The organism is Ideonella benzenivorans, from assembly GCF_020387415.1.
In the GTDB taxonomy this organism is placed as follows: Bacteria; Pseudomonadota; Gammaproteobacteria; order Burkholderiales; family Burkholderiaceae_C; genus Ideonella; species Ideonella benzenivorans.
Map to the genome: position 1 here is coordinate 559,328 of NZ_JAGWCB010000007.1, position 25,273 is coordinate 584,600.

Genomic DNA, 25,273 nt, shown 5'->3' on the forward strand with positions numbered 1-25,273 from the left:
TCAGTTCCAGGAATGGCGGGCCGGCAGCACGCCATTGAGCCGGTGGTTGCCGATCAGGTGCAGCTTCCAGCGCACCGGGTCGTGCAGGGTGTGCACGCGGGCATTGCGCCAGTGGCGGTCCAGGTTGTGGGTCGCGCGGGTGGCGGCCGAGCCGGCCAGCTCAAACAGCTTTTCACTGGCTTCCAGGGCGATGCGGGTGGTCAGCACCTTGGCTTCGGCCAGCGCCACCGAGGCGCGGGCACTGGACTCGGCCGTGACCGGCGCGGCCGCCACCTCGTCGAGCGTGCGGGCCGCTTCCAGCAGCACTTCGCGGGCCGCGTGCAGGTCGATCTGCAGCCGGCCCACGTCGGCGATCAGGTAGGGGTCGTCGGTGGCGTGCTGCAGACCCGAGTCGACCCAGGGCCGGGCGCGTTCGCGCACGAAGGTGATGGCGTCGGCCACCGCCGCTTCGGCAATGCCCTGGTCGATGGCGGCCTGGATCAGCTGCGAGCTGGGGCCGGCCAGGCCCGGCCGGTCGGCCAGCGGCCACAGCGGCAGCACGTCTTCCGCCGGGATGGGCACGTTGTCGAACACCACGCTGCCGCTGGCGGTGGTGCGCTGCCCGAAGGCGGACCAGTCGTCGATGATCTGCACGCCCGGGGCCTGCCGCGGCACCCACACATGCACCGGACGGCCCTGTTCATCCACCGCCCGGGTGGGGATGCGGTGGGCAAAGATGGCGCCCGTGGAGTAGTAGCGGTGACCGCTCAGGCGCAGGCCCTGCGGCGTCCGGCGCAGCGTGGTGGCGCCCTGCAGGATGGTGGGGCTGTCCTTGGACTTGCGCTCCGGGCCGGCGTTGCCCATGCGCCAGCCGGCCAGCACCTCACCATAAAAGCGCTGCTTCTGGGCTTCGCTGCCGGCTTCCTTCAGGATGCCCAGCACGCCGAAGTGGTTCTGCGGGATCTGGCCCAGGGCCGGGTCGGCGGCGCAGAGGGTGACGAAGACCTCGGCCAAGGTGGTGAACGGCAGCTCCGGGCCGCCATAGGCGCGTGGCACGGTGATCGTGCCCAGGCCGCTGGCGGTGTAGCGCTCGATCTCGTCCCAGGGCAGCTGTCGCTCACGGTCGCGCTCGGCGGCGCCGGGGCGGAAGGCATCGGCCAGCGCCTGCGCGGCCTCCAGCGCTTCTTCACTGCTGCGCAGGCGGCGTGGTTCGGCAGGCGGGCGGGGGCGCCGGGTTTCGGCGGCTGGGGGAAGGGTGGCCTCGCGGGGCGGTTGCAGGGTGTCGGTGCTCATGGGGGACTCGGTGGAAAGAGAGGGACATCAGCGGTGGCGCAGCCACTGCACCAGCCGGTCACCGCTGAACTGCACCAGCGTGACCAAGCCAATCAGGATCGCGATCACGATCAACATCACCTGGGTGTCAAAGCGCTGGTAGCCGTAGCGGATGGCCAGGTCGCCCAGGCCGCCGGCGCCCACGGCACCGGCCATGGCCGAAGAACTGATCAGCGCCACCAGGGTGATCGTGAAGCCGCCGACGATGCCGGGCAGGGCCTCGGGCAGCAGCACATGGCGCACGATGTGCCAGCGCTGGCAGCCCATGGCCTGGGCGGCCTCGATCAGGCCATGGTCCACCTCGCGCAGGCTCACCTCGGCAATGCGGGCGAAGAAGGGCGTGGCGCTGATGGCCAGCGGCACGATGGCCGCCCACACGCCGATGGTGGTGCCCGCGACCAGGCGGGTGAAGGGCAGCAGGGCGACCAGCAGCACGATGAAGGGCGTGGCCCGGAAGCCGTTGACCACGCTGCCCACCGCCTGGTTCAGGCGCGGCGAGGGGCGGAAGCCGTCCGGCGCGGTGGCGATCAGCAGCACGGCCAGCGGAATGCCGGCCAGCAGCGCGAAGCCGCCGGAGATGGCGACCATCTGCAGGGTGTCCAGCAGCGCGTCGACGTAGGTCTGGGCATCCAAGGACAGTTCAAGCGACATAGCCCAGCTCCTCGATGTGGTGGGCGATCGGGTGCGCGCCCCGGGTCAGGGTGTCGAACGCGGGCAGGGGGGCCGCGCCATCCACGGCGATCAGCAAGCGGCCCTGGGCATGGCCCTGGATGCGGTCCACCCCGCCATGCACCAGCCGCACGGGGCCTTGCAGGGCCTGGGCGATGGCGGCGAAGTCCGGCTCCAGCCCCTGGGCGCCGGTGTAGCTGAGTTGCAGCACCCGCTGCACGGCCGGGGCACCGGCCGGCGGGTGGCGGTGCAGGCGGGCCTTCAGGTCCTCCGGCAGCTCGTGTTGCAGCGGGGCCAGCAGCGCCCGCGTGGCGTCGTGGGTGGGTTGACCGAACACCTGCCAGACCGGGCCGGTCTCTGCGATGCGACCCTGCTCCAGCACCAGCACCCGGTCGGCGATCTCGCGGATCACGCTCATCTCGTGCGTGATCAGGATGATGGTGATCCCCAGGCGCTGGTTGATGTCCTTGAGCAGGCCCAGGATGGACTGGGTGGTTTCCGGGTCCAGCGCGGAGGTGGCCTCGTCGCAGAGCAGGATTTCCGGCCGGGTGACCAGGGCGCGGGCAATGCCCACGCGCTGCTTCTGGCCGCCCGAGAGACGTTGTGGGTAGGCGCGGTGCTTGCCCTCCAGCCCCACAAGGGCCAGGGCTTCGTTGACGCGGCGGGTGATGTCCGCGCCCGGCACGCCGGCCACGCGCAGCGGCAGCGCCACGTTGTCCCAGACGGTCTTGGCCGACAGCAGGTTGAAGTGCTGGAAGATCATGCCGACCCGGCGGCGCAGCTCGACCAGCGCCTTGGCGTCCAGCGTGGCGATGTCGACCCCGTCGATCAGGATCCGACCTTCCGTGGGCTGTTCCAGCCGGTTGATGGTGCGCAGCAGGCTGGACTTGCCCGCGCCGCTGCGGCCGATGATGCCGAAGATGCTGCCAGGGGCGATGTCCAGCGAGATGCCTTGCAGCGCCTGCACCGGGCCGGCGGCGCTGCGGTAGGTTTTCCCCAGATCCTCGAAGCGGACCGCGCCGCGAGGTGCCTGTGGCGTCGTGGGCGCCGGGGCGGCGGTGGTCACGCCGGCTTGCAGGGCGGCGCCCTCGGGCGGCACCAGCGGGGCGCGTTGCAGCACGGAGAAGTTCACAGGGCGCCTCCTTGAGCGTTGGCCGGCAGCCAGGCGAGTCGGTAGAGCCGCTTGTCACCGCCGTAGAACTGGTCGATGTAGCGGCGCACGGCCGGGGACTGTTGGTAGATGGCGATGAAGCGCTGGATGTCCGGGCTGGCCACCTTGTCGGCCCGGGCGACGAAGTGGATGGCAAAGCGATCGCTTTCGCCGTGCGAAAGCACCAGGGCGCTGGAGGGGTCGAAGGCCTTGGCCGCGATGATGAAATAGGGGTAGCCCTGGGCCAGGTCCACGTCCTGGGTGGCCTGGGCCAGGTGCGGGCCGTCGACTTCCTTGAACTTCAGCTGTCGCGGGTTGGCCGCGATGTCGCTGAGCTTGGCCAGCAGCCCGGCCTGCGGCTTGAGCTGCAGCAGCCCCACCTTCTCCAGCAGGCGCAGGCCGCGGCCCTGGTTCACCGGATCGCTGGCGATCGCCACCGTGGCGCCGACGGGCAGATCGGCAGCCCGCTGGTACTTCTTCGAGTACAGACCGATGTAGGACAGGATGCCGGCATCCACCGCCTTGAGATGGAACTTCTGCGCGGCGTTGGCCTCCTGGTTCTGAAAGTAGTTGAGGTCGATGTCGCCCGCATTCAGCGCGATGTTGGGCGTGGTCCAGTCGGTGAACTCGATGAGCTTCACCGCCAGGCCTTCCTTCTGCGCTTCCTGGGCGGCGATCTTCACCGTGTCGGCGAACACGCCGGGCACGACGCCGATCTTCAGCGTGCCGGCCTGGGCTGCCAGCAGGGGCGCGCTCAGCGCCACCCACCAGCCCCATTTGCGCAGGGTCGTGGAGAGGGTCGAGAAGGTCATGCTGGTCTCCTCACTTGGTGTTCAGCCAGGCCAGCGCGTACAGCCGGTGGTCGTTGTTGAAGGCCTTGTGGATCACGGCGCGGACCTCCGGCGACTGCTGGTAGATCTGGATGAACTTCTTCAGGTCGGGGTTGTCGGCCTTGTCGGTGCGGGCCACGAAGCTGACGGCGAACTGCGCGTCCTCGATGCCCGAATAGGCCAGACCGCTGGAAGCGTCGAAGGCCTTGGCGGCCACGATGAAGTGCGGATAGCCCAGCGCGAGGTCAACATCCCCGGTGATGCGGGTGAGCTGCGGGCCTTCCACTTCGACGAATTGCAGCTTCTTGGGGTTCTCGGTGATGTCGCGCAGCGAGCCGAGGTAGCCCACGCCAGGCTTGAGCTTGAGGAGCCCGGCCTTTTGCAGCAGCAGCAGGCCACGCCCCTGGTTCACCGGGTCATTGGCAATGCCCACCTTGCCACCCACGGGCACCTCCGAGATCGACTTGTGCTTGAGTGAATACAAGCCCATGTTGGACAGGATGCCCGGAGCCACCTTCTTGAGCTTGAAGCCCTGCTTGGCGATGGCGTTGTTCAGGAAAGGCTGGTGTTGGAAGTAGTTGGCATCGATGTCGCCGGCATTGAGGGCGACGTTCGGCGTGGTCCAGTCGGTGAACTCGACGACCTGGACATCGATCCCTTGTTTCTTGGCTTCCTTCGCGGCGGTGGCCACGGAATCGGCATAGGCGCCGGGCACGACACCGATCTTCAGGGAGCCCGCGAGCGCGGAGGACCACAGGCCGGCGAGCAGCGTGGTGACGGACAGGAGACGGAAGGTGAGGGACTGCATGGTGAGCGGTGTTCGGGTTGGACTCGATGGCCAAATTCCAGCCCATCACGCAGCGCAGCGCCACGTCGAATTGCGTGCTTGGTAGCGCGGAAAGCGCATGTCCCGCGCGGCGGTGCGCCTTGCTCGGGAAGCGGATATGCAAGCGCCGATTTGTTCGTGGTCGGCCTGGACGGGCTGCGCTGCAATGACGTCTTCGATGCCACTCGGGCATTGACAGGATCCCTCCATGAGCCTCGACATCTTCTGGTTTCTGCCCACCTCGGGCGACACGCGCTACCTGGGCAAATCTGATTCCGGCCGACCGGCCACCAATGCCTACATGCGGCAGATCGCGGTCACGGCGGAGCAACTGGGCTATGACGGCCTGCTGATTCCGACCGGGGCCAGCTGCCTGGACCCGTGGGTCACCGCCGCCAGCCTGGTTCCCGTCACCCAGCGCATCAAGCTGCTGGTGGCCTTGCGCACTTCCTTGTCCGGCCCCACGGCCTCGGCCCGCCAGGCCGCCACCCTGGATCAGGCCCTGAATGGCCGCCTGCTGCTGAACGTGGTGCCGGGCGGCGATGCCACCGAGCTGGCTGCCGATGGCGTGTTTCTGGACCATGACGCGCGCTACAGCGCCGCCGACGAATTTCTGACCGTCTGGCGCCGGGTGCTGCAGGGCGAGCGTGTGGACTTCGATGGCGCGCATGTGCAGGTCAAGGGCGCGCAGAACTTCTTCCCGCCGGTGTCGCAGCCCTACCCGCCGCTGTACTTTGGCGGCTCGTCGCCGGCCGCGCATGCGCTGGCGGCCAAGCATGTGGACGCCTACCTCACCTGGGGCGAGCCGCCGGCCGCCGTGGCCGAGAAGATCGCCGATGTGCGGGCCCGGGCGGCCCAGCACGGGCGCACCGTGCGCTTTGGGGTGCGGCTGCACGTGATCGTGCGCGAGACCAATGAAGAGGCCTGGGCCGCCGCCGACAAGCTGATCAGCAAGCTCAGCGACGAGGACATTGCCGCGGCCCAGCGCAACTACGCCACGATGGACAGCGTGGGTCAGGCCCGCATGGCGGCCTTGCACGGGGGACGGCGCGACCAGCTGGAGGTGGCGCCCAATCTGTGGGCCGGGGTGGGCCTGGTGCGCGGCGGCGCGGGCACGGCGCTGGTGGGCGACCCCGAAACGGTGGCCCAGCGCCTGAAGGAAATGTGGACCTGGGCGTGGACAGCTTCGTGCTGTCGGGCTATCCGCACCTGGAAGAGGCCATCCGCTTCGCGGAACTCGTCTTCCCGCTGCTGCCGGGCAAGCAGCCGGTCACCTTGCGGGAGGCCGCCATCACCGGCGGTGCCTTTGACATCCGCGCCGCAGCGGCGCCGGAGGCGGTGAAGGCATGAAGGGAGCGACCGCCTGGCCGCGCGTGATCGACATGCGCTGCCGTCCTGCCTATCTGCATGACTTCTTCGGCAAGACCCCGGCCTCCGAAGGCGAGGCCGTGGCCCGCTGGCTGAACCGCCGGGTTGGCACCCGGGGGGACGATGGGCACTTCATCCGGTCCCGCACGCCGGCCGGCTTTCTCAGCGAGGTCCACGAAGGCGGCCTCTCTCGCGCGGTGGTGGTGGGCCGTCACACCCCCAGCCAGCACCTGCCCAACGACACGATCCACGCCATCGTGCGCGGCCACCGCGACCTGATCGGCATTGGTTCGGTGGACCCGGTGCTGCAGGGGCGTGACGCGGCCCTGGCCGAGGCCGAGCGGGCCGTGCGCACGCTGGGGCTGGCGGGCATCGACATCGAGCCGGGGTTCGGGGATCCGCCCCGCCACTGCGACGACCGGGTGTACTTCCCGGTCTATGAACTGTGCGCGGCGCTGCAGGTGCCGGTGTTCCTGATGACCGGGCCGACCACGCCGGACTTGCGCTACAACGACCCGGCGCCCTTGGCCCGCGTCGCGCAGGCGTTTCCCAGCCTGCCCATCGTCTGCTACCACGGCTGGTGGCCCAACGTGCAGCAGGCCCTGGGCGTGGCCTTCCGCTACGAGAACGTGCACCTGGTGCCGGACATGTACCTCTTCCAGCCGGGGCGTGAGGCCTGGGTCCAGGCGGCCAACAGCTTCCTGGGCGACCAGCTGCTGTTCGGTTCGTCCTACCCCTTCCGGCCCATCCGCCAGTCGGTCGAGGATTTCCTGGCCCTGGGGTTCGCCGAATCGACGCTGGACCGTCTGCTCTACGAGAACGCCGCCCGGCTGTTCAACCTGTCTTGAACCATGTCTCACGATCTTGACGTGCAGGCCGTCACGGCCCAGTTGGCCGAGCGGCTGGCGGCCACGGCCGTGGCGCGTGACCGGCGTGGCGGGCATGCCGCTGCGGAACGGGATGCCATCCGCAACAGCGGGCTGCTGGGGCTGGTGATCCCGAAGGACGCGGGCGGGCTGGGCGCGGCCTGGTCGACGCAGTACCAGGTGCTGCGCCGGCTGGCCCAGGTGGACAGCGCCCTGACCCACGTCTATGCCTTCCACAACCTGCAGATCGCGACCATCCAGCTGTGGGGCAGTGCGGCCCAACAGGCCGATCTGCTGCCGCGCACGCTGCGCGAGCACTGGTTCTGGGGCAATGCGCTCAACCCGCGGGACACCCGCTTGAAGGCGACCCGGGTGGAGGGGGGCTGGGTGCTCAACGGGGTGAAAAGCTATGCCTCCGGGTCGGTGGGCTCGGATCGGCTGGTGCTCTCCGCGGTCGAGGTGCAGCCCGACGGCAGCGAACGTCAGCTGGTGGGGCATGTGGCCACCCGTGCGGCGGGTGTGCAGGTGCAGGAGGACTGGGACAGCTTCGGCCAGCGCCAGACCGACAGCGGCACCGTCACGTTCGAGCAGGTTCCGCTGCCCGACGCCGCCGTGTTTCAACGCCCCGGCGAGACGCCCACACCGCAGGCCACTCTGCGCACGGTGCTGGCCCAGCTGATCCTGACCAATCTGTACCTGGGGCTGGCCCAGGGGGCCTATCAGCAGGCGCTGGGTTACCTGCGGGAGCGCACGCGTCCCTGGCCGAACGGCAACGCGGCCCAGGCGATCGAGGAGCCGCTGCTGGCCCACCGCTGGGCCGAGCTGTGGCTGAAGATCCGGGCGGCTGAGCTGGCCACCGATGCGGCCCAGCAGGCGGCCGATGTGGCGCTGGCCCGCGGTGCGGCGCTGACGGCCGAGGAGCGTGGGGCCGTGGCGATCGCCGCGGCCGAGGCCAAGGTCCTGGCCCATCGGGCCGGGGTGGACGTGAGCAGCGAGGTGTTCGAGCTCACCGGGCCGGGGGCCACCCAGGGCGGGCTGGGCCTGGACCGCTTCTGGCGCAACGTGCGGGTGCACACCCTGCACGACCCGGTCGACCTGAAGCTGCGCGACATCGGCCACTTCCACCTGCAGGGGCGGGTGCCGGCGCCCACGTCTTACACCTGAGACGGGGCGGGCCGGCGTGCCCCGGCGGCTTCTGGCAGACTGGCCGGCTTGCCACCCCTTGTCCGCCGTGCACCATGTTTGACGTCACCCAGCCCAAGCTGGCCTGGACCCTGATCCTGGTGTCCGGTCTGCTGGAGGTCGCGTTCTCGACTTCCGTTCAGCTGTCCCATGGCTTCACCCGCCTGCTGCCTGCCAGCGCGGCGCTGCTGTTCGGCGGGCTGAGCGTCTACCTGATGAGCCTGACCCTGCAGGTCATCCCGATCGGCACGGCCTATGCCGTGTGGGGCGGCATCGGCGCCGTGGGCACGGTGCTGGTGGGGCTGCTGGCCTTTGGCGAAACGCTGTCGCTGCTGCGCATCGGCTGCATCGCGCTGATCGTGCTGGGTATCGTCGGCCTGCAGTGGGCGGAGTGAGCGCCCCGCCGGCCGGCGCGCCCCGCCCCGCCCGTTCAGTGGGGATGCCTGTGGTGGATGTCGGGGTAGTGGGGGTGCCGGTGCGTCATCACCGCGTGGTGGTGCGGGTGCGTGTGGGGTTCGCTGCCATCCCAGTCGGCCGCGTGCGAATGCTGGTGGTGGGCGTCGTGCACATGGCGGTGGCTGTGGTCCAGCGCTTCGTGGACGTGCGTGTGGGCATGCCGTTCGCGCACATGCAGCCACACCCCCAGGCCCATCAACGCGGCGGCGCTCCAGAACAGCAGGGACGGCCGTTGGGGCCACAGCGCCAGCGAGATGAGCACCCCGAACAGCGGCGCGACCGAGAAGTAGGCGCCCGTGCGGGCGGTGCCCAGCGTGCGCAGCGCGACCACGAACAGCACCAGGCTGAGCCCGTAGCCGCCGAAGCCGACCAGCAGGCTGCCGCCCGCGGCCAGCGGCGAGGGCAGCGCCGCACCGCCGGCCAGGGCCAGCGCGGTGTTGCAGCTGCCGGCCAGCAGCCCCTTGAGGCCGGCCACCAGCATCGCGTCGTGGGTGGAGACTTGGCGGGTGAGGTTGTTGTCGATGGCCCAGCACAGACAGGCACCGACGATGAGCAGGGCGCCGGTGGAGAGCGTGGCTCCGCCGGGCTCCCACGACAGCAGCAGCCCCCCGAGCACGATGGCCACCATGCCCAGCACCACCTGCCGGTCGGCGTTCTCCCGGAACACCCCCCAGGCGATGACGGCGGTCAGCACCCCTTCGACATTCAGCAGCAGCGAGGCGGTGGCGCCATCGGTGTGGGTGAGTCCGCCCATCAGCAGGGCCGGCCCCAGCACCCCACCAAAGAAGATGGCCCCCAGCAGCCAGGGCTGCTCACCCCGGGGGATGCGCAGCTGGGCCCAGGTGGCGGGGTCACGGGCCAGGCGGAGCAGCAGCAGGCCGGCCAGGCCGAGGCCGCTGCCCAGGTAGAGCAGGCCGGCCAGCAGCAGCGGTGACACGTCGCCCACCAGCAGCTTGGCCAGGGGCGTGCTGGCGCCAAAGAGCAGCGCGGCTGCGAGGGCGGGGGAGGCGGAACGCAGGGACATGGGGGGGAGTGGATCACAACACGCCATGCCGACCCGGATCCCTCAGGGCGTCAGCGGGCCTTCCAGCCGCACGACAAAGCCCTGCGGTGATGCGTGGCGGAAGCTGAGCCGCGCACCCAGTCGCTGGGCGGCCTCGCGCACGATGGCCAGGCCCAGCCCGGTGCCGGGGCGGGCGCGGCCGGGGTCGCCCCGGTAGAAGGCCTGCAATGCCAGGGCTTGCTGGGCCTCGGGGATGCCGGGGCCGCCATCGCTCACCTCGAGCCAGAACCGCGCCCCCTCCCGGCCGGCCCGCACGGTCACCGGGCTGGCGCCATGCTGCAGCGCGTTGTCCACCAGGTTGGCCAGCAGGCGTTCCACCAGCTGGGGGTGGGCCTGGGGCAGCACCAGCGTGGCCGGCAGTTCGGCCCGCAGCTGGCAGCCGGCCTGCTCGGCCGCATCGTGGCGCTGCAGCACCACCTGGCGGGCCAGCGCGGCCAGGTCCACGGCCTGGTCCAGCGGCAGGGCGCCGATGCGGGCATGGTCCAGGAAGCCCTGGATCAACTGGTCGGCCACTTGCACGTTGCGTTCGATGCTGGCCCGGCGCTGGGCCACCTCCGGCGTGTCGGGCAGCAGGCTGGCGGCCAGCTGGATGCGGCCGAGCGGGCTGCGCAGGTCGTGCGACACCCCGGCCAGCATCAGGGCCCGTTCCTGCTCGAAGCGGGCCAGGCGCTGGGCCAGTTCCTGCCAGGCCTGGTCAATGGCCAGGATCTCCTCGCTGGCACCGGCCAGCGGCGGGGGCGTGTCCGGCCGGGTCTGCCCCGGCCGGAAGCCGGCCAGATGCAGCCGCAGCGCGTCCAGCGGGCGGGTCAGCCAGCGCGCCAGCCACCAGGCCAGCAGCGCGGCCACCGCCACCACCACGCCGGTCACGCCCAGGATGCGCAGCGGCGGGGACGGCTCGATCAGCGGTTCCCGGATGCCGTACCAGCGCGGCGCGGCACCCGCCGGGCCGGCGAGTTCGATCCACAGCGTCGCCGGCCGCTGGCGGGCGTCCATCGCCAGGGCCAGCGGGGGCAGCCCCTGGGCGGCCAACACCTCTTGCACCGAGGTGAGCCGGGCGGCATAGATCGGCACTCGGCCGGCCTGGGCGGGCCGCTCGGCCGACTGCAGCACCGGTGTGTCGCGCACGGGCTCGGGGCCGTCCACGGCCGGCAGGCCAGCGGCGTGGCGCAGGGCCGGGGCCCAGCGGTCCACCACCAGCTCGGCCATGGCCCGGCTGCGCTCCAGGAAGAACACCGCGCCCAGCACGGCGGTCAGGGCCAGGGCCATCAGCATCTGGGCCAGGAAGAAGCGGGTGAACAGGCGGCGGCCGGGCATGGCGAGGTGGGCCGGGTCAGCCGCGCGGTGCGAAGACATAGCCTTCGCCACGCACGGTGTCCACCCATTCGGTGCCGGGGCTGGCTTCGCGCAGCTTGCGGCGCAAGCGGGCGATCTGCACATCCACCGTGCGGTCCTGCGGGCGGTAGGGGCCGGCCTGCACGGCCGCGCTCAGCTGCTCGCGGCTCAGCGGCTGGCCCGGGTGCTCGGCCAGCGCCACCAGCAGCTTGAACTCGGCGCCGGTCAGCACCACCAGGCGGGTGTCGGCCAGCACCTCGCGCCGCACCAGGTCGATCTGCAGCCCGGCAAAGCGCAGCACCGGGGCGCTGCGCACCGGCATGCCGCCGCGCCGCAGCAGGGCGCGCACCCGGGCCACCAGCTCGCGCGGCTCGAAGGGCTTGGCCAGGTAGTCGTCGGCCCCGATCTCCAGCCCCAGCACCCGGTCCATCGGGTCGCCACGGGCGGTCAGCATCACCAGGCCCAGCAGGGGGTGGCTGGCCCGCCAGCGGCGGCACAGCTCCATGCCGTTCGCGTCTGGCAGCATCACGTCCAGCAACACCACCTCGGGCTGCTGGTTGGCCAGGGCCTGCTCGCCATCGGCGCCGGTCAGCACCTGGTGGGTTTGCCAGCCCTCGCGGCCCAGCAACTCCACCAGCATGCTGCCCAGTTCGGCATCGTCGTCCACGATGAGGATCAGGGGTTGGGTGCTCATGCGGTGGCGGGCGGGCAGGGTGGGCGAAGCATGGCGCCAGTGTAGGCAGGGTCGGGAGGGGCGCGCACCACATGACAATCCTGAAACATTTCGTCGTTCCCTGTGGTCTCGCCCGGCCTGGCGGGCGCGTTCAATGAGGGCAAGGGCCGGTGCCTGCCGGCCACCCCTTCACGAACCGCAAGGAGCGAAGACATGGTTTCTTCTCGTCATTCCCCCCCGACCCCCCGCGCGTTGAACCGCCTGCTGGCGGTCGGCCTGGTGGCCCTGGCCACCCTGCCGCTGGCCAGCGTGGCCCAGGCCGCGCCGCGTCTGCGCAGCCACGGCACCACCGTGACCGGCCCCGAAGGCAACACCGCCAGCCGCACGGTGCAGCGCCAGGCCGGGCAGGTGGATGCCACCACCACCGGCTTCCGTGGCCGCGCGTTCACCCGCCAGGCCCAGCACAGCGCCACCGGCAGCAGCTCGACGATCACCGGTGCGAACGGCAAGACCGCCAGCCGCGACGTGACCCGCGGGGATGGCCAGGTCAACGGCACCGTGACCGGCCCGAACGGCCAGAGCGCCACCCGGGACGTGACCCGCGATGCCAGCGGCGCCACCGCCACCGTGACCGGTGCCAATGGCCAGACCTATTCACGCACCACCACCCGGGCCGACGGCACGGGCAGCACCACGGTGACCGGCCCCAACGGCCAGACGGGCACCGTGACCACCACCACCTCCCAGCCCTGACCCCGGACAGGCCGTGGTGGCGCTCGGTCTGAGCGGGCCCCTGCCGCGTTGGCTGGGCGGGGCCCTGCTGGCGGTGCTGGCGGCGGCCCTGCTGGAGGCCCTGGTGCTGGCGCGTCGCCAGGGCTATGACTGGCGGGCCCTGGGCACCACACTGGGGGACCTGGCCCTGCGCCGGCTGGTGAACGCCACCGGCCTGTCGCTGGCGGCGCCGGTGTTCGGCTGGGCTCAGGCCCACCGGCTGACGACACTGCCTCTGGCCACGCCGATCCAATGGGCCGGGCTGTTCTTCGCCAGCGAGCTGGCCTATTACGTCTTCCACCGGGCGTCGCACCGGGTGCGCTGGTTCTGGGCCAGCCATGCGGTGCACCACTCGGCCCCCCAGCTGACGCTGGCCGCGGCGCTGCGCCTGGGCTGGCTGGGCAAGCTGAGTGGCAGCACCGTGTTCTTCGCCCCGCTGGTCTGGCTGGGCTTCGCGCCGCAGGCGGTGCTGGGGGTGCTGTCACTGAACCTGCTCTACCAGTTCTGGCTGCATGCGGCCTGGCTGCCCCGCCTGGGGCCGCTGGAGTGGGTGCTCAACACCCCGTCGCACCACCGCGTGCACCATGGCAGCAACCCGCGCTACATCGACCGCAACCACGGCGGGGTGCTGATCGTTTTCGACCGTCTGTTCGGCACCTTCCAGGCCGAACGGGATGACGAGCCGCCGCGCTACGGCCTGGCCGGTCGGCCCCGCATCGACAACCCGCTGTGGCTGGCGCTGAGCGAGTGGCGCCTGCTGGCCCGGGACTGCCGGCGGGCGACCGGCTGGCGTCGCCGCATCGCGGTGCTGGTGGGGCCGCCGCCGCCGGCGTCCTCCCCAGCCCGGTCGCTCAGCGCCACGGCGACCACCCCCCCGCAGGAGACCGCCCAGGGGGCCGACGCGGGCGAGGTGACCCAGCTGCGTTAAAGCGCCTGCCGCGGCCTGGACGCCCAGGTGGCGCTGGACGGCACGGTGATGCTGACCGTGACCTTCAGCACCGGGTCCGTCCGTGGTCGGACCTTGCCGGCCCAGTGCAACGGGCTCCAGACCGATCTCAGTTGCAGCGGCAGCGGCACCCGCACGGTGCGGTGGCCACCGATGACGTACCGTCCCCATCGCCTCCAGGTCGGCTCGCGAAGCGCTCTCAATGGGTGCTCATGTCACCGATCTTGTATTGGCCCCGACCGGCTTCCTTGGCCTGGTAGAGCATCGCATCCGCCCGCTGGAGTGCCGGCTCGACGCCGGGCTCGTCGGACGACCAGACACTGACCCCCACGCTGGCGCCAACGGAGATGGCATTCCCGTCGATCCAGAACGGGGCGCTGGCCACAGAGATGATCTTCTCCGCGACGACTTCGGCGACCGCCATGTCGCTTGCGTTGCTGATCGCGACGGCAAATTCGTCGCCACCCAGGCGGGCCACCAGGTCGTCTGGCCGCAGCGCATTCCTCAGGCGCTGAGAGAAGATCCTCAGAAGGCTGTCCCCCGTGGCATGGCCGTAGGTGTCGTTGACGGCCTTGAAACGGTCGAGGTCGATGTAGAGGAACCCGATCCGGTTGTCGTTCTTTCGGGCCGCGGTCACCATCGCCTGCAGTCGATCGTCAAAGCCGGCCCGGTTGAGCAGACCCGACAGGGGATCGACCTGGGCCATCTCGCGCAGGTGCATCTCCTCACGCTTGCGCTCGGTCACGTCCTGGACCACGACGATGACACCCCGGACAGCGCCATGGCCATCGAACTGCGGGATGTAGACGGCCTCCTGGATCCTGCGCGTCTGGCCGATGTAGCGTTCGCGTTCGTAGCTCACGCGCTCGCCCGCCAGGGCCCGGTCCACGAAGGGCTTGATGGCCTGGTAGGCCCCGGGGCCCAGGACTTCCAGGATGGACCGGCCCACCATCGGCATCTGGTCCCGGTCCTGCATGGCCTGGACGTAGGCCGGGTTCGCGAACAGGTAACGCTCCTCCTGGTCGACGGCGGCCACCAGGATGGGCAGGGCGTCGGTCAGGCTCCGCAGCGTCTGCTCGTTCTGGCGCAGGGCCTCCCGGCTGGCCTTCTCCTCGGAGATGTCTCGGAAGATCCCCGAGTAGTACTCCACCTTGCCGCGCGCGTCGCAATGCGCGATAACCATCAGGCTGGCGGGAATCTCGCGCAGGTTCTGACCGAAGAAGCAGCTCTCGCCAAACCACAGGCCGTTGTGTGCGGCTTTCGGCAGGACTTCGGTGGAGAACTGCTGGACGGTCTTGGAGGGGAGGTACTCGGCAAGCGTTTTGCCCTGGAAGGAATCCATCTTGCTCCAGCCCCGGGCGCGCTGCGCGGCCGGATTCAGATAGGTGATTTTCCCTTCCACGTCCGACTGAATCACCAGGTCCGTCGTGGCGTCGAACACCGCCGTCAGCGTGCGTTGCGCCTTCTCGTCGCGTGCGCGTTCGGTGATGTCGGACAGGGTGCCGGCATGGCCACGCAGCTGATCCCCCACCAGAATGGGCGCGGTCTGAATCGACACCAGCACCTTGGTGCCGTCGGGGCGGTTCAGGCTCTGCACCGTTCGCCAGGACGAGCGACGCGCCAGGGCGCGTTTCCAGGCCTCGGTTGCCGCGGCGCGCTCGGGGGCGGGCAGCAAATCCGTCCAACCCTGTGGGTCGACGGCGTCCTTGGTCCCGAGGATGGCCTGATAGGCCCCATTGGTGTAGGTGATTTCACCGCGCTCGTTGGTTCGGAACAAGCCCAGGGGGGAGGCATCCGCGACGGCCCCGAGCTCGGCCTGATGATCCTGCGACTGGTGCATGAGTTCGGTGAAGGCCCTGGCGAGATCACCGATCTCGTCATCGGAATGGGGAATGGACAGCATCGGGGCGTCCCCGTGCTCCCGCTGCCGGAGCATTGCCTGGTGCAGGCGACCCAGCGGCCGCAGCGCCAGCCCCACCCCCCACCAGACGGCGGCTGCGGTCAGCAGGGCGAATGCACCAATCTCCGCCAGGGTGCGGTGGCGGGCCGAATACAGGGGGGCGAACGTGGCCTCGTCGGGCGTCACCAGATGCAGCTGCCAGCCGCTGCTGCGCACCGTGGCCACGCTGTGCAGATCGGCGTGTCCGCTGTGCGCGCCCCCCCCTTGGGCGGGCATGGCCTCGGCCGGCTGGAGCAACCGGCCCGGGTCCTGGTGGGCGATGTAGACCTGCTCGGCCCCCCCTGTGGTCACCACGAGATCGGCGGACATGTTGGCCGCCGTGCGCTTGGCGCCGCTGAACAGATCGGTCCGCGACAGGTTCAGCCCACCGGCGAGGACACCGATCAAATGGGCATTGGCGTCCTTGACCGGCACCGCCATCAGCACGGCGGGCTGTCCGGTGGTTCTGGCCTTCACGGGCTTGGAGATCGCGGACCGACCGCTGGCCAGCACGGCGCCAAAGTAGTCGCGGTCGGACACATTGATGTGCAGCCCCCGGATCGGCGGGTCATTGGCCACCATGTTGCCGTCCAGGGCGATCAGGGCCATGCCATCAAAGAAAGGCCGCGCACCGCTGAGCCGGTCGAAGAACTGGCGCTGTTCCACCGGGTCCGTCATGGCCTGGGGGGGCACGGCCAGCGCGGCCCGCTCGAGCATGGCGAGCCGGGTGTCCAGCCGATCGCTGAGATCGTCCGCCATCTGCTGGGCCACAGCGTCCTGCTGGTCTCGGATCAGGGTGCTGTAGTCGTCGCCCAACTGCCTGGCCTGCAGCCAGGCCAGCAGCGTCATGGCAACCGCCACCAGGGCGACACCCCACAGCAGGGCCTTGCGTCTCAGCGTGAATCGCATGTGCATCGCGCACTCCTTCGTCCGGCCAAGGGGAGGTGGCCGACCTCTCCCCGATCTGTTCGCTTTGGGGATGTCTCCCTCGGCCAGGCGAGTTTCTTGTGCAGCGCCCGACGAGCGTCCATCGTCGATTCGCAGACTATCAAGATAGCCCGGCGGGTGAAGGCTCAAAAGAGGGAGAAGCGGCCCTGGAATGAGGCTTACCGTGCCTTCGTCGCCGTGCCCTCAAATTCCAGCCGCCGCCGGCAGACCGAGCCCGGCCGTTTGTGTGATGACCTGGGCCACAAAGTCCATCACGGCCCGCACCGGCTTCGCGTGACGCAAGTCGCGGTGCACGACCAGCCTGATGTCGCGTGAGAACGGGGCCGCCTCGGCGGCCAGGTGGCTGCCAATATCGCTCAGCTCGCAGGCCACGGCCCGGCGGCCGGCGATGCCCAGCAGCCATTGCTGCTGGGGCATGTCGGCGAACTGGGCGTCGTAGGCGATGAAGCGCCAGTCCTCCGGCCGGTGCAAGGCCTCGTAGTCCTGGCTGGCATAGAGCGCAAAGGGCATCTGGCCGAGCTGGCGGATCACGCTGCTGGGCTCCTGTGGCCGCACCAGCCGCAGCGCCACATCGGCTTCACGGCGGCTGAGCGAGACCTGCTGGGCCTGCGCGGAGACGGACAGCTGGATGCCGCCGTGCTGGCTGCGGATGTCCAGCGGCCGGCCGGCCAGCAGGTGGGTCACCAGCACGGGCGGCGCGCTGAGCGTCACGCGCCCCGTCAGCGGGCCCTGGCTGGCCTGGGCCTGGCGCTCCACCGCAAAGGCCGAGGCCTCCATCGCCTGGGCATGGCCGTGGACCAGCGCCCCATGGGTGTGAGCCGGCAGGCGCGGGGCAGACGCTCGACCAGCGTGACGTGCAACTCGGCTTCCAGTGCCGCCAGGCGGCGGCTGACGATGGCGTGGTCCACCTGCAGGGCGCGGGCGGCGCCCGACAGGGTGCCGGTGCGGGTCACCGCGAGGAAGTGGCGAAGGTTCTCCCAGTCGAACGTCTGTGCGGCTGGTCGCATGCGCTGGTGCGTGCGGTGCTGCTGCTGGTGAGTGCGCTGTGCGGGTGGGGCATCCGGCCCGTGCGGAAGGGGCCGCAGGCATACTGCGGTGATGGAGCGTCCCCTGCCGATCGAAGCGCGTGAACGGCCCACCCGCGAACAGATCGCCGCCTTGCCGGTCTACCCGGCCCTGCCGCCCAGCCAGATCCATCTGCTCGACAGTGCGGCGCGGTGCGCGTTCGCGCAGCGCCTGCTGTCCGAGGCCGGGCACGTCGGCTTCGACACCGAAAGCAAGCCGGTCTTCGCCGCCGGGGCGCCGCAGACCGGCCCCGACATCGTCCAGTTCGCCACGCGCGAACATGCCTTCATCGTGCCGACCGCTGCGCCGGGGGTGGCGGACTTTCTGCGCGCGGTGATCGAGTCCGACGCGATCGTCAAGGTCGGCTTCGGGCTGGCCTCGGACCGGCCCCAGCTGCAGCGCCGGCTGGGCTTGCGGCTGGGCCTGTCCATCGACCTGTCGCATCTGCTGCGCCAGCGGCTGGGGTTCAAGCAGGCGGTCGGGCTGAAGGTGGCGGTGGCCCTCGTGCTCCACCAGCAGCTGCCGAAGTCCCGCAAGGTCACCACGTCCAACTGGGCCAGCCCACAGCTCAGCCCCCGGCAGCTGCAGTACGCCGCCAACGACGCGCACGCCTCGCTGCAGATCTACCACGCCCTGGCTGGCTGAGGGCCGCGGGCCTGCCGGCGCCGCCAAGCCTTCTCTGCCTCCACCACGGTCCACACCAGCGCTGCGGCGCCCAGGCACAGCCCCAGCTCGGCCGCGTCCAGGGCCTGGGTGTGGAACACCGTCTGCAGCACCGGCACATACAGCGTGGCCAGCTGCAGCGCCACGCTCAGCAGCACCGCGGCCAGCAGCGGGCGGTTGCTGCACAGGCCCAGGCGCCACAGCGGCTCCGTTTCAGAGCGGATGGCCAGCAGGTGGGCCATCTGGGTCAGCGTCAGCGTGGTGAAGACCATGCTCTGCCAGTGCGCATCGCCCACGTGCAGGGCCCAGGCCTGCAGGCCCAGGCAGAGCCCGCCGATCAGCAGGCCCACCCACAGCGCGTGCTGCCACAGGCCGTGGGCGAAGATGCTCTCGGTGGGCGGGCGGGGCGGGCGCTGCATCACGCCGCGCTCGGCCGGCTCGGTGGCCAGCGCCAGGCCGGGCAGGCCGTCGGTCACCAGGTTGACCCACAGGATGTGGATGGGCAGCAGCGGCACCGGCAGGCCCAGCAGCGGGGCCAGGAACAGCACCCAGATCTCGCCCGAGTTGCCGGTCAGCGCATAGCGGACGAACTTGCGGATGTTGTCGAAGATGCGCCGGCCTTCGCGCACCGCGGCGACGATGGTGGCGAAATGGTCGTCCAGCAGCACCAGGCTGCTGGCCTCGCGCGCCACGTCGGTGCCGCCGCGGCCCATGGCCACGCCGATGTCGGCCGCCTTCAGCGCTGGCGCGTCGTTGACGCCGTCGCCGGTCATCGCGACGAACTCGCCGCGCGCCTGCAGGGCCTGCACGATGCGGATCTTCTGCGCCGGGTCCATGCGGGCGTAGACGGCCACCTCGGTGACGCGGGCGGCCAGCAGGCCATCGTCCATGGCGGCCAGTTCTCCGCCGCTCAGCGCCGGCGCCGCGGCATCGGGCACGATGCCCACCGCCTGGGCGATGGCCCGGGCGGTGCCGGGGTGGTCGCCGGTGATCATCACCGGGCGGATGCCGGCGGCCTGGCATTCGGCCACCGCGGCGGCGGCTTCGGGCCGTGGCGGGTCGATCAGACCGACCAGGCCCAGCAGGCGCAGTTGCTGTTCGACGCCGTCGGCGTCCAGCGTGGCCGCCAGCGTGCCGGGGTCCAGCGGCCGCCGGGCCAGGGCCAGCACGCGCATGCCCTGGGCCGCCAGGGTGTCGGCCTGGGCCAGCCAGGGGGCGGCATCGTCCGGCGTGCAGCGGGGCAGCACGGTCTCCGGGGCACCCTTGACCCACAGCCAGGCGCCGCCGTCGGCGGCCTCGTCCGGCAGCAGCGTGCTCATGCGTTTGCGGTCCGAGTCGAATGGCCATTCGCGCAGCCGGGGCGGGGCCGGGGCGGCTGCAGCGGCCTCGGGCTGGGCCCATTCGGCCAGGGCCACCTCGGTGGGCTCGCCCTGCCAGCCCTGGGCGCTGGGCCGGGCGTCGTTGCAGTGCAGCGCGGCCGCGCGCAGCGTGGGTTCGTCGGCGCCGGGGGCGAGCTGCCAGGCCTGCACCTGCAGCCGGTTCTGGGTGAGGGTGCCGGTCTTGTCCGAACAGATGGTGGTGACCGAGCCCAGCGTCTCCACTGCCGGCAGCTGGCGCACCAGCGCCTGCACCTTGACCAGCCGGCGCGCGCCCAGCGCCAGCAGCACCGTGACCACGGCGGGCAGGGCCTCCGGGATGGCGGCCACGGCCAGGCTGATCGCGGTCAGGCCCATCAACAGCACCGGTTCACCGCGCAGCACGCCGATCGCGAACACCAGCGCGCACAGGCCCAGCACCACCACCGACAGCCGCCGGCCAAAGGCCGACAGGCGCCGCTGCAGCGGGGTGCTGCGGCTTTCCGCCTGGGCCAGCAGGCCGGCGATGCGGCCCAGCTCGGTGCCAGGACCGGTGGCCACCACCAGCCCGGTGGCCCGGCCGTGGGTGACCAGCGTGCCCTTCCAGGCCATGTTGCTGCGCTCGCCCAGCGGGTGGGCCAGGCCACCGTCGGCCGGCGCCAGGGCGCTGGGCTGCTTGTCCACGGTCTGGGATTCGCCCGTCAGCGCCGATTCGTCCACCCGCAACTGGGCCACCTCGTGCAGGCGCAGGTCGGCGGGCACCTGGTCGCCGGCCTCCAGCAGCACCACGTCGCCCGGCACCAACTGGTCGGCCGGCACCGGGTGCAGCGCGCCATCGCGGCGCACCCGGGCCTGGTGGGCGGCCAGGCGTTTGAGCGCGGCGAGGGCCTGGTCGGCCTGCCACTCCTGCACCGCCGAGATCACCGTGTTGAGCACCACGATGATGGCGATCACCACCGTGTCGGCCATCTCGCCGATCAGGCCGGAAATGACGGCCGCGGCCAGCAGCACCAGCGTCATCGTGTCGGCCAGCGGTGCCAACAGTCGCATCCACCAGGGCCGGGGAGCGGCCTCGGCCAGGCGGTTGGGGCCGTAGCGGGTTTGCCGGCGCTGCACCTCGTCGGCCGCCAGGCCCTGGTCGGGGTCCACCCGTAGCCAGCGCGCCACAGCCTCGGGGCTGCTCAGGTGGTGCGGGGACGACTCGGTTGTGAATTTGTCCATGGTCAAGGCAGGGGGAAACTCAAGAGGCTGAAAGGGTCTTCCGAAAAGAACGATGGGCTCTGACAAAGTTCAGACCTCGGGTTTTCCCTGAGTCCTTTCCTTCTTCTGGCGATCCGGTCTTTCCCATGCAGCCTGTTTACCACCTCGGCACGGTGGCTCTGTCCATTCTGATCGCCTCGTTTGCGTCCTATGTGAGCCTGGACCTGGCCAGCCGGGTGCGATCGCACGACCGCATGCTCTCGTCCCTGTGGGTCGGGGCGGGCGCTTTCGTGATGGGTTCGGGCATCTGGGCCATGCACTTCGTCGGCATGATGGCGATGCAGCTGCCCATCGAGATCGGCTACGGGGTCGGGGCGACGCTGCTGTCCTGGCTGGCGGCGGTGGCGGTGTCGGCGCTGGCGCTGGGCATCGCCTCCCGTCCCCGCTTGGGCTCGGGCACGTGGCTGGGCGGCGCCCTGGCCATGGGCGCCGGCATCTGCGTGATGCACTACACCGGCATGCTGGCGATCCAGCTGGCCCCGGCCATCCGCTTCGATCCGGTCTGGGTCGCGGTGTCGGTGGTGATCGCCTGCGGGGCCTCGGCGGTCGCGCTGCGGATCTTCTTCTGGATGCGTCGCCTGCGCGGCGTGCAGGCCCGGCTGGCCCAAGGGGGGGCGGCCCTGGTGATGGGGCTGGCCATCAGCGGCATGCACTACAGCGGCATGGCGGCGGCCTCCTTCCTGCCGGGTTCGGTCTGCCTGAGCCAGGATGGCCTGGGCGGCCAGAGCCTGGGCCTGCTGGTGGGCTCGGCCACGACGGTGCTGCTGTTGATCACGCTGTTCACCTCGGTGCTGGATGCGCGGCTGAGCGCCAAGGCCCAGCGCCTGGCCCATTCGCTCCAACTGGCCAATGGCCAGCTGGCCCAGGTGGCTCTGGCCGACGCCATGACCCGGGTGGGCAACCGCCTGCTGCTGGAGGACCGGCTGCGCCATGCGGTGGGCCGGGTCGACCGGGCCAATGAAGGCCGGCGTGTCGGCCTGCCCACGGCCCGGCTGGCGCTGCTGTTCGTCGACCTGGACGGTTTCGGGGCGGTGAACGACAGCTTCGGCCATGCCGCGGGCGACCAGGTGCTCCAGGAGATGGCCAGCCGCCTGCAACTGTGCGTGCGGGATGTGGACTCCGTCGCCCGCGTCGGGGCCGATCAGTTCGTGCTGCTACTGGAGGACCTGGGGGGCCAGGCCGACGCGCTGGCTGTGGCCCAGCGGGTGCAGGATTCGATCGGGGCGCCGGTGGCGTTTGGCACCGCCCGGCCGATCACCCTGTCGGCCAGCCTGGGCATCGTGATCTACCCGGACCAGGGTCGGCGCGACCGGCTGCTGTCCTGTGCCGAGGCCGCCATGCACCAGGCCAAGCGGGCCGGCGGCGCCGGCTGGGCCCTGTTCGATCAGGGCATGAACGCGGACGCCCGTGAGCAGATCGAGCTGCAGGAGGACCTGCGCCAGGCCCTGAGCCGGGGCGAGCTGCTGCTGTACTACCAGCCCAAGGTCGATGCGGCCAATGGTCAGATCCGCAGCCTGGAGGCCTTGATCCGCTGGCGCCACCCGCGTCATGGCCTGCTCGGGCCGATGCGCTTCATCCCGGTGGCCGAGCGTTTCGGCCTGATCGGGCAGGTGGGCACCTGGGTCATCCAGGAGGCCTGCCGGCAGCTGGGTGAGTGGTCGCGCCAGGGGCTGCGCCTGCGGGTGTCGATCAACCTCTCGGTGCACCAGTTGCGCCAGGGCGATGTGGTGGACCAGATCGAGTCCGCCTTGCTGGACCACGGCGTCGCCCCCGATCAGCTGACTTGCGAGATCACCGAGTCGGTGGCGATGGAGGACATCGCCACCACCCAGGCGGTGCTGGCAGGCCTGACCCGGGTCGGGGTGAAGCTGTCGATCGACGACTTCGGGACGGGCTACTCCAGCCTGGCCTACCTGTGCCAGCTGCGGCCCCAGGAGCTGAAGATCGACCGCAGCTTCGTGCAGGACCTGGAGCACAGCCGCGATGCGCGGGCGGTGGTCGATGCGGTGATCCACCTGGCCCGGTCCCTGAAGCTGCGGGTGGTGGCCGAAGGGGTGGAGACCCGCGAGCAGAGCGAGGTGCTGCTGTCCCTGGGGTGCGACGAGCTGCAAGGCTTCTTCTACGCCCGGCCGATGAGCGTGGAGGCGCTGACTGCCGGGGGCCTGCTGACCTCCGACGGACAGGACCGGGTGGACTTCACTCCCTCGGTCTTCATGCCGGCGATCTGATCGGCCCCGGGGCACATGCCTCAGAGCGGCTGGCGCATGCGCTGGCCTTTGTAGCGCAGGATCAGGTCATGCGGCCGGATCTCCTCGAGCACCAGGTCCGGTGCCAGGGTGGCCCCTTCATGCACCACCTCGCCGCGCACGATCACGAAGCGGCTGGCGGGTGACTCCGAATAGACCGAACCACTGATGCCCAGCCGGGCCCACTCACGTTTGAGGGTGGGGCTGGCCTCCACCACCGGCGCAGGGGCCGGGGCGGGCGCGGGCGGGCGGGTCGAAGGCCGCGCCGCCGTGGTCTCGGCGCCGACCGGCGCGGAGGCGGCCAGTGGGGGGGGGCTTTCCGCCGGGCGGGCCGGCGGCGGGACCGGGGTCGGGCCCACGGTCACCGGGGCCGGGGCCGGCGGTGTCGCCCCACGGGGCAGCGCCGGTGCCGGGCCGGGATCGGCCGGGCGGGTGGGCGGCAGCGGGGCCGGTGTCGGCAGGGCCGCGGCCGGGGCGGGGACCGGCACCGGCGTGCGGGTCCACCACCAGGCGGCGGCCAGGCCGCTGCCCACCAGCAGCGCGGCGCCGGCGGCCCAGGGCCACCAGGGGGTCGGCGCCGGGGCCGCGACCGGGCTGCTGCCGGACTGGCTGTGCAGCCCGGGCACGGGGCTGGTGGCGCGTTCGCGGTCGGCATCGGCCCGGCGCAGGGCATCCAGGATGTAGGACATGGCGTGGGCTCAGGGCGTGTCGGGGGTGAGGGTCGGCTCGGGAATGCCGGCCGCCCGGTTCAGCTGCATCAGGGTCACCGGGCCCAGCCGGCCATCCGGCCGCAGGCCGTGCCGGGCCTGGAAGGCGCGCAGGCGGGTGGTCACCGGGCTGCTGGCCGCCTGGGGCGGCAGGGCGGCCTGCAGGTGTTCGTCGAGCCAGGGAGCCAGGGCCGGCGAGCGGCTGCCATCGGCCGCGTAGCCCGGCGGCAGCCGCCAGAGCAGGCCGAATTCGCCCTGCCAGGCCAGCGCGAGCTCGACCAGGGCCAGGCGGCGGGGGCCGTTCTCCAGCGCCAGCGTGGCGTCGGTGGCCGACAGGCCGGTCAGCAGCACGGCGCTGTCGCCCCGCCCGGGCAGGTGCAGGGTCAGCACGGCCGGGCGGTCCAGGCTGCGCAGCTGGTCCAGGCTGCCGGTGGTGCTCAGCAGACAGCCCAGCCCCTGCCGGGCCGCGGTGCTGCAGGCCGATTCGCCGTTGACCGGGGCGATCTCCCAGTGGCGCAGCAGGCCGTCCCAGGCGGCACGGCTGGCGTTGGCGGGCAGGGCGTCCAGATGGATGGCGGCCGGCCGGGCCGGTGCCACCGTCGATGGCGGCGCCGCGGCAGGCGCCGCGGCCGAGGCCGAGACGGGGACGGCGCTGGCGGCCGAGGAGGCGGGCCCCATCGGGCGAGCGGCGGCAGACGGCGCTGGCGCCTGGCTGTGCTGCCAGGCCCACAGCAGCCCGGCACCCAGCAGGGCGCTGGCCACCAGGGCCAGCCCCAGGGCCTGCGCCCGGCGCAGCGGCGGCTCCGGTGCGGTCGGGCGGTGGTCGAAGACCTCGTGGGCGGCCCGCACGACGATGTCCGGCCCGATCGCCCGGGTGCCGGTGGCATAGGCGCCCAGCATCGCCCGGTCGCACAGCAGGTTGATGCGACGCGGCACGCCGTGGGTGATCTGGTGGATGCGGCGGATGGCCGCGGGGGTGAAGGGCACCGGGCCGGCCAGGCCCGCCACGGTCAGGCGGTGCTGGATGTACTGCCCGGTCTCGGGTTCGGACAGCGCCTCCAGGTGGAAGCGGGCGATGACCCGCTGGGCCAGTTGCTCCAGCTCGGGCCGGGCCAGCATGGTGCGCAGTTCGGGCTGGCCGATCAGGATGATCTGCAGCAGCTTGCGCTCGTTGGTCTCCAGGTTGGTCAAGAGGCGCAGCTGCTCCAGCACGTCGGCCGAGAGGTTCTGCGCCTCGTCGATGATCAGGACGGCGTTGCGCCCGCTGGCGTGCAGCTGCAGCAGGAAGGCGTTGAGCGGGTCGACGAAGTCCTTGACCGTCTGGGCCGTGGCCGGCACCGCCACCCGGAACTCGTCGCACACCGTGCGCAGCAGCTCCAGCACGCTCAGCTTGGGGTTGAAGATGTAGGCCACCTGGCAGTGCGCCGGCACCTGCTCCAGGAAGCAGCGGCAGACCGTGGTCTTGCCCGCGCCGATCTCGCCGGTCAGCAGCACGAAGCCGCCGCCGCCATCCAGGCCGTAGAGCAGGTGGGCCAGCGCCTCGCGGTGGCGCTCGCTCATGAACAGGTAGTGCGGGTCGGGCGCGATCGAGAAAGGCGCCTGCTTCAGCCCGAAAAAGTCGGCGTACATGGCCGGCAGGATAACCGG

At 71.2% G+C, this 25,273-nt stretch carries 21 protein-coding genes and 1 pseudogene; 8 read left to right on the forward strand and 14 right to left on the reverse strand.

What is annotated here, in order from left to right; genetic code table 11:
* From KGA65_RS05525 to KGA65_RS05545, 5 genes are read right to left on the reverse strand one after another with little or no spacing between them, the layout of a single operon-like run.
* On the reverse strand, positions 1–1,272 hold the full coding sequence (locus KGA65_RS05525) for an SfnB family sulfur acquisition oxidoreductase (RefSeq protein WP_225862134.1): 1,272 nt from the start codon (positions 1,270–1,272) through the stop codon (positions 1–3).
* Positions 1,273–1,299: 27 nt separating this feature from the next.
* Positions 1,300–1,962: a methionine ABC transporter permease gene (locus tag KGA65_RS05530; protein ID WP_225862135.1), complete on the reverse strand. Its 663-nt coding sequence runs from the start codon at positions 1,960–1,962 to the stop codon at positions 1,300–1,302.
* Positions 1,952–3,112: a methionine ABC transporter ATP-binding protein gene (locus KGA65_RS05535; protein WP_375142607.1), complete on the reverse strand. Its 1,161-nt coding sequence runs from the start codon at positions 3,110–3,112 to the stop codon at positions 1,952–1,954. Before KGA65_RS05535 ends, KGA65_RS05530 begins: the two co-directional genes overlap by 11 nt.
* Complete coding sequence (locus KGA65_RS05540) at positions 3,109–3,942, reverse strand: MetQ/NlpA family ABC transporter substrate-binding protein (RefSeq protein ID WP_225862136.1); 834 nt, start codon at positions 3,940–3,942, stop codon at positions 3,109–3,111. The genes KGA65_RS05535 and KGA65_RS05540 overlap by 4 nt, the downstream gene beginning before the upstream one ends.
* A gap of 10 nt (positions 3,943–3,952) precedes the next feature.
* Complete coding sequence (locus tag KGA65_RS05545) at positions 3,953–4,768, reverse strand: MetQ/NlpA family ABC transporter substrate-binding protein (RefSeq protein ID WP_225862137.1); 816 nt, start codon at positions 4,766–4,768, stop codon at positions 3,953–3,955.
* A gap of 226 nt (positions 4,769–4,994) precedes the next feature.
* Between KGA65_RS05545 and ssuD the strand changes: the two are divergent.
* The 4 genes and pseudogenes from ssuD (at position 4,995) to KGA65_RS05565 (ending at position 8,597) form a co-directional block, all read left to right on the forward strand.
* Positions 4,995–6,136 (forward strand): annotated as a pseudogene (ssuD, locus tag KGA65_RS05550) (FMNH2-dependent alkanesulfonate monooxygenase).
* On the forward strand, positions 6,133–7,002 hold the full coding sequence (locus KGA65_RS05555) for an amidohydrolase family protein (RefSeq protein ID WP_225862138.1): 870 nt from the start codon (positions 6,133–6,135) through the stop codon (positions 7,000–7,002). The pseudogene ssuD and the gene KGA65_RS05555 overlap by 4 nt, the downstream one beginning before the upstream one ends.
* 3 nt (positions 7,003–7,005) lie before the next feature.
* Entirely contained in the window at positions 7,006–8,184 is a 1,179-nt protein-coding gene (locus KGA65_RS05560; RefSeq protein ID WP_225862139.1) for an acyl-CoA dehydrogenase family protein, read from the forward strand.
* A 74-nt stretch (positions 8,185–8,258) separates the two neighbouring features.
* Positions 8,259–8,597 (forward strand): DMT family transporter, encoded by a 339-nt coding sequence (locus tag KGA65_RS05565; RefSeq protein ID WP_225862140.1) that lies wholly within the window; start codon positions 8,259–8,261, stop codon positions 8,595–8,597.
* Positions 8,598–8,632: 35 nt separating this feature from the next.
* Here the strand turns inward: KGA65_RS05565 and KGA65_RS05570 are convergent, their stop codons facing one another.
* The 3 genes from KGA65_RS05570 to KGA65_RS05580 are packed head-to-tail and all read right to left on the reverse strand — an operon-like array spanning position 8,633 to position 11,747.
* Positions 8,633–9,682, reverse strand: a complete 1,050-nt coding sequence (locus KGA65_RS05570; protein ID WP_225862141.1) for a DMT family transporter — start codon at positions 9,680–9,682, stop codon at positions 8,633–8,635.
* A gap of 42 nt (positions 9,683–9,724) precedes the next feature.
* Entirely contained in the window at positions 9,725–11,074 is a 1,350-nt protein-coding gene (locus KGA65_RS05575) for a sensor histidine kinase (protein WP_225862142.1), read from the reverse strand.
* Positions 11,052–11,747 (reverse strand): response regulator transcription factor, encoded by a 696-nt coding sequence (locus KGA65_RS05580; protein ID WP_225862143.1) that lies wholly within the window; start codon positions 11,745–11,747, stop codon positions 11,052–11,054. The genes KGA65_RS05575 and KGA65_RS05580 overlap by 23 nt, the downstream gene beginning before the upstream one ends.
* Positions 11,748–11,939: 192 nt before the next feature.
* On the opposite strand from KGA65_RS05580, the gene KGA65_RS05585 reads away from it, so the two are divergent.
* A complete protein-coding gene (locus KGA65_RS05585; RefSeq protein ID WP_225862144.1) occupies positions 11,940–12,479 on the forward strand; it encodes a hypothetical protein in 540 nt (179 codons plus the stop codon).
* A gap of 16 nt (positions 12,480–12,495) precedes the next feature.
* On the forward strand, positions 12,496–13,425 hold the full coding sequence (locus KGA65_RS05590; protein ID WP_225862145.1) for a sterol desaturase family protein: 930 nt from the start codon (positions 12,496–12,498) through the stop codon (positions 13,423–13,425).
* 217 nt (positions 13,426–13,642) lie between these two features.
* On the opposite strand, the gene KGA65_RS05595 is transcribed toward KGA65_RS05590, so the two are convergent.
* The 3 genes from KGA65_RS05595 to KGA65_RS21040 are packed head-to-tail and all read right to left on the reverse strand — an operon-like array spanning position 13,643 to position 17,337.
* Positions 13,643–16,459, reverse strand: a complete 2,817-nt coding sequence (locus KGA65_RS05595) for a diguanylate cyclase domain-containing protein (protein ID WP_225862146.1) — start codon at positions 16,457–16,459, stop codon at positions 13,643–13,645.
* A gap of 54 nt (positions 16,460–16,513) precedes the next feature.
* Positions 16,514–17,107 carry a LysR substrate-binding domain-containing protein gene (locus tag KGA65_RS05600; protein WP_310740939.1) on the reverse strand — a complete coding sequence of 198 codons (594 nt, stop codon included), beginning with the start codon at positions 17,105–17,107 and terminating at the stop codon, positions 16,514–16,516.
* A complete protein-coding gene (locus KGA65_RS21040; protein WP_310740940.1) occupies positions 17,050–17,337 on the reverse strand; it encodes a helix-turn-helix domain-containing protein in 288 nt (95 codons plus the stop codon). Before KGA65_RS21040 ends, KGA65_RS05600 begins: the two co-directional genes overlap by 58 nt.
* Positions 17,338–17,428: 91 nt before the next feature.
* Between KGA65_RS21040 and KGA65_RS05605 the strand changes: the two genes are divergently transcribed.
* The gene (locus tag KGA65_RS05605; protein ID WP_225862147.1) at positions 17,429–18,040 is read left to right on the forward strand and encodes a 3'-5' exonuclease; all 612 of its coding nucleotides are present in this window, start codon (positions 17,429–17,431) and stop codon (positions 18,038–18,040) included.
* Here KGA65_RS05605 and KGA65_RS05610 read toward each other — a convergent pair.
* Positions 18,019–20,634, reverse strand: a complete 2,616-nt coding sequence (locus KGA65_RS05610) for a cation-translocating P-type ATPase (RefSeq protein WP_225862148.1) — start codon at positions 20,632–20,634, stop codon at positions 18,019–18,021. The genes KGA65_RS05605 and KGA65_RS05610 overlap by 22 nt on opposite strands.
* Before the next feature lie 125 nt (positions 20,635–20,759).
* On the opposite strand from KGA65_RS05610, the gene KGA65_RS05615 reads away from it, so the two are divergent.
* Positions 20,760–22,901, forward strand: a complete 2,142-nt coding sequence (locus tag KGA65_RS05615; RefSeq protein ID WP_225862149.1) for a putative bifunctional diguanylate cyclase/phosphodiesterase — start codon at positions 20,760–20,762, stop codon at positions 22,899–22,901.
* Between the two features lie 20 nt (positions 22,902–22,921).
* Here the strand turns inward: KGA65_RS05615 and KGA65_RS05620 are convergent, their stop codons facing one another.
* A complete protein-coding gene (locus KGA65_RS05620; RefSeq protein WP_225862150.1) occupies positions 22,922–23,608 on the reverse strand; it encodes a general secretion pathway protein GspB in 687 nt (228 codons plus the stop codon).
* A 9-nt stretch (positions 23,609–23,617) separates the two neighbouring features.
* Entirely contained in the window at positions 23,618–25,255 is a 1,638-nt protein-coding gene (locus KGA65_RS05625) for an ExeA family protein (protein ID WP_225862151.1), read from the reverse strand.
* Positions 25,256–25,273 lie beyond the last annotated feature (18 nt).

What these genes read in the sequence shown, in the direction of transcription:
- KGA65_RS21040 (WP_310740940.1), bottom strand. Translation starts at nt 17,337, where the DNA reads ATGCGACCAGCCGCACAGACGTTCGACTGGGAGAACCTTCGCCACTTC.
- KGA65_RS05605 (WP_225862147.1), top strand. Translation starts at nt 17,429, where the DNA reads ATGGAGCGTCCCCTGCCGATCGAAGCGCGTGAACGGCCCACCCGCGAA.
- KGA65_RS05585 (WP_225862144.1), top strand. Translation starts at nt 11,940, where the DNA reads ATGGTTTCTTCTCGTCATTCCCCCCCGACCCCCCGCGCGTTGAACCGC.
- KGA65_RS05600 (WP_310740939.1), bottom strand. Translation starts at nt 17,107, where the DNA reads ATGGAGGCCTCGGCCTTTGCGGTGGAGCGCCAGGCCCAGGCCAGCCAG.
- KGA65_RS05525 (WP_225862134.1), bottom strand. Translation starts at nt 1,272, where the DNA reads ATGAGCACCGACACCCTGCAACCGCCCCGCGAGGCCACCCTTCCCCCA.
- KGA65_RS05625 (WP_225862151.1), bottom strand. Translation starts at nt 25,255, where the DNA reads ATGTACGCCGACTTTTTCGGGCTGAAGCAGGCGCCTTTCTCGATCGCG.
- KGA65_RS05540 (WP_225862136.1), bottom strand. Translation starts at nt 3,942, where the DNA reads ATGACCTTCTCGACCCTCTCCACGACCCTGCGCAAATGGGGCTGGTGG.
- KGA65_RS05615 (WP_225862149.1), top strand. Translation starts at nt 20,760, where the DNA reads ATGCAGCCTGTTTACCACCTCGGCACGGTGGCTCTGTCCATTCTGATC.
- KGA65_RS05530 (WP_225862135.1), bottom strand. Translation starts at nt 1,962, where the DNA reads ATGTCGCTTGAACTGTCCTTGGATGCCCAGACCTACGTCGACGCGCTG.
- KGA65_RS05555 (WP_225862138.1), top strand. Translation starts at nt 6,133, where the DNA reads ATGAAGGGAGCGACCGCCTGGCCGCGCGTGATCGACATGCGCTGCCGT.
- KGA65_RS05620 (WP_225862150.1), bottom strand. Translation starts at nt 23,608, where the DNA reads ATGTCCTACATCCTGGATGCCCTGCGCCGGGCCGATGCCGACCGCGAA.
- KGA65_RS05565 (WP_225862140.1), top strand. Translation starts at nt 8,259, where the DNA reads ATGTTTGACGTCACCCAGCCCAAGCTGGCCTGGACCCTGATCCTGGTG.
- KGA65_RS05580 (WP_225862143.1), bottom strand. Translation starts at nt 11,747, where the DNA reads ATGAGCACCCAACCCCTGATCCTCATCGTGGACGACGATGCCGAACTG.
- KGA65_RS05560 (WP_225862139.1), top strand. Translation starts at nt 7,006, where the DNA reads ATGTCTCACGATCTTGACGTGCAGGCCGTCACGGCCCAGTTGGCCGAG.
- KGA65_RS05545 (WP_225862137.1), bottom strand. Translation starts at nt 4,768, where the DNA reads ATGCAGTCCCTCACCTTCCGTCTCCTGTCCGTCACCACGCTGCTCGCC.
- KGA65_RS05575 (WP_225862142.1), bottom strand. Translation starts at nt 11,074, where the DNA reads ATGTCTTCGCACCGCGCGGCTGACCCGGCCCACCTCGCCATGCCCGGC.
- KGA65_RS05570 (WP_225862141.1), bottom strand. Translation starts at nt 9,682, where the DNA reads ATGTCCCTGCGTTCCGCCTCCCCCGCCCTCGCAGCCGCGCTGCTCTTT.
- KGA65_RS05610 (WP_225862148.1), bottom strand. Translation starts at nt 20,634, where the DNA reads ATGGACAAATTCACAACCGAGTCGTCCCCGCACCACCTGAGCAGCCCC.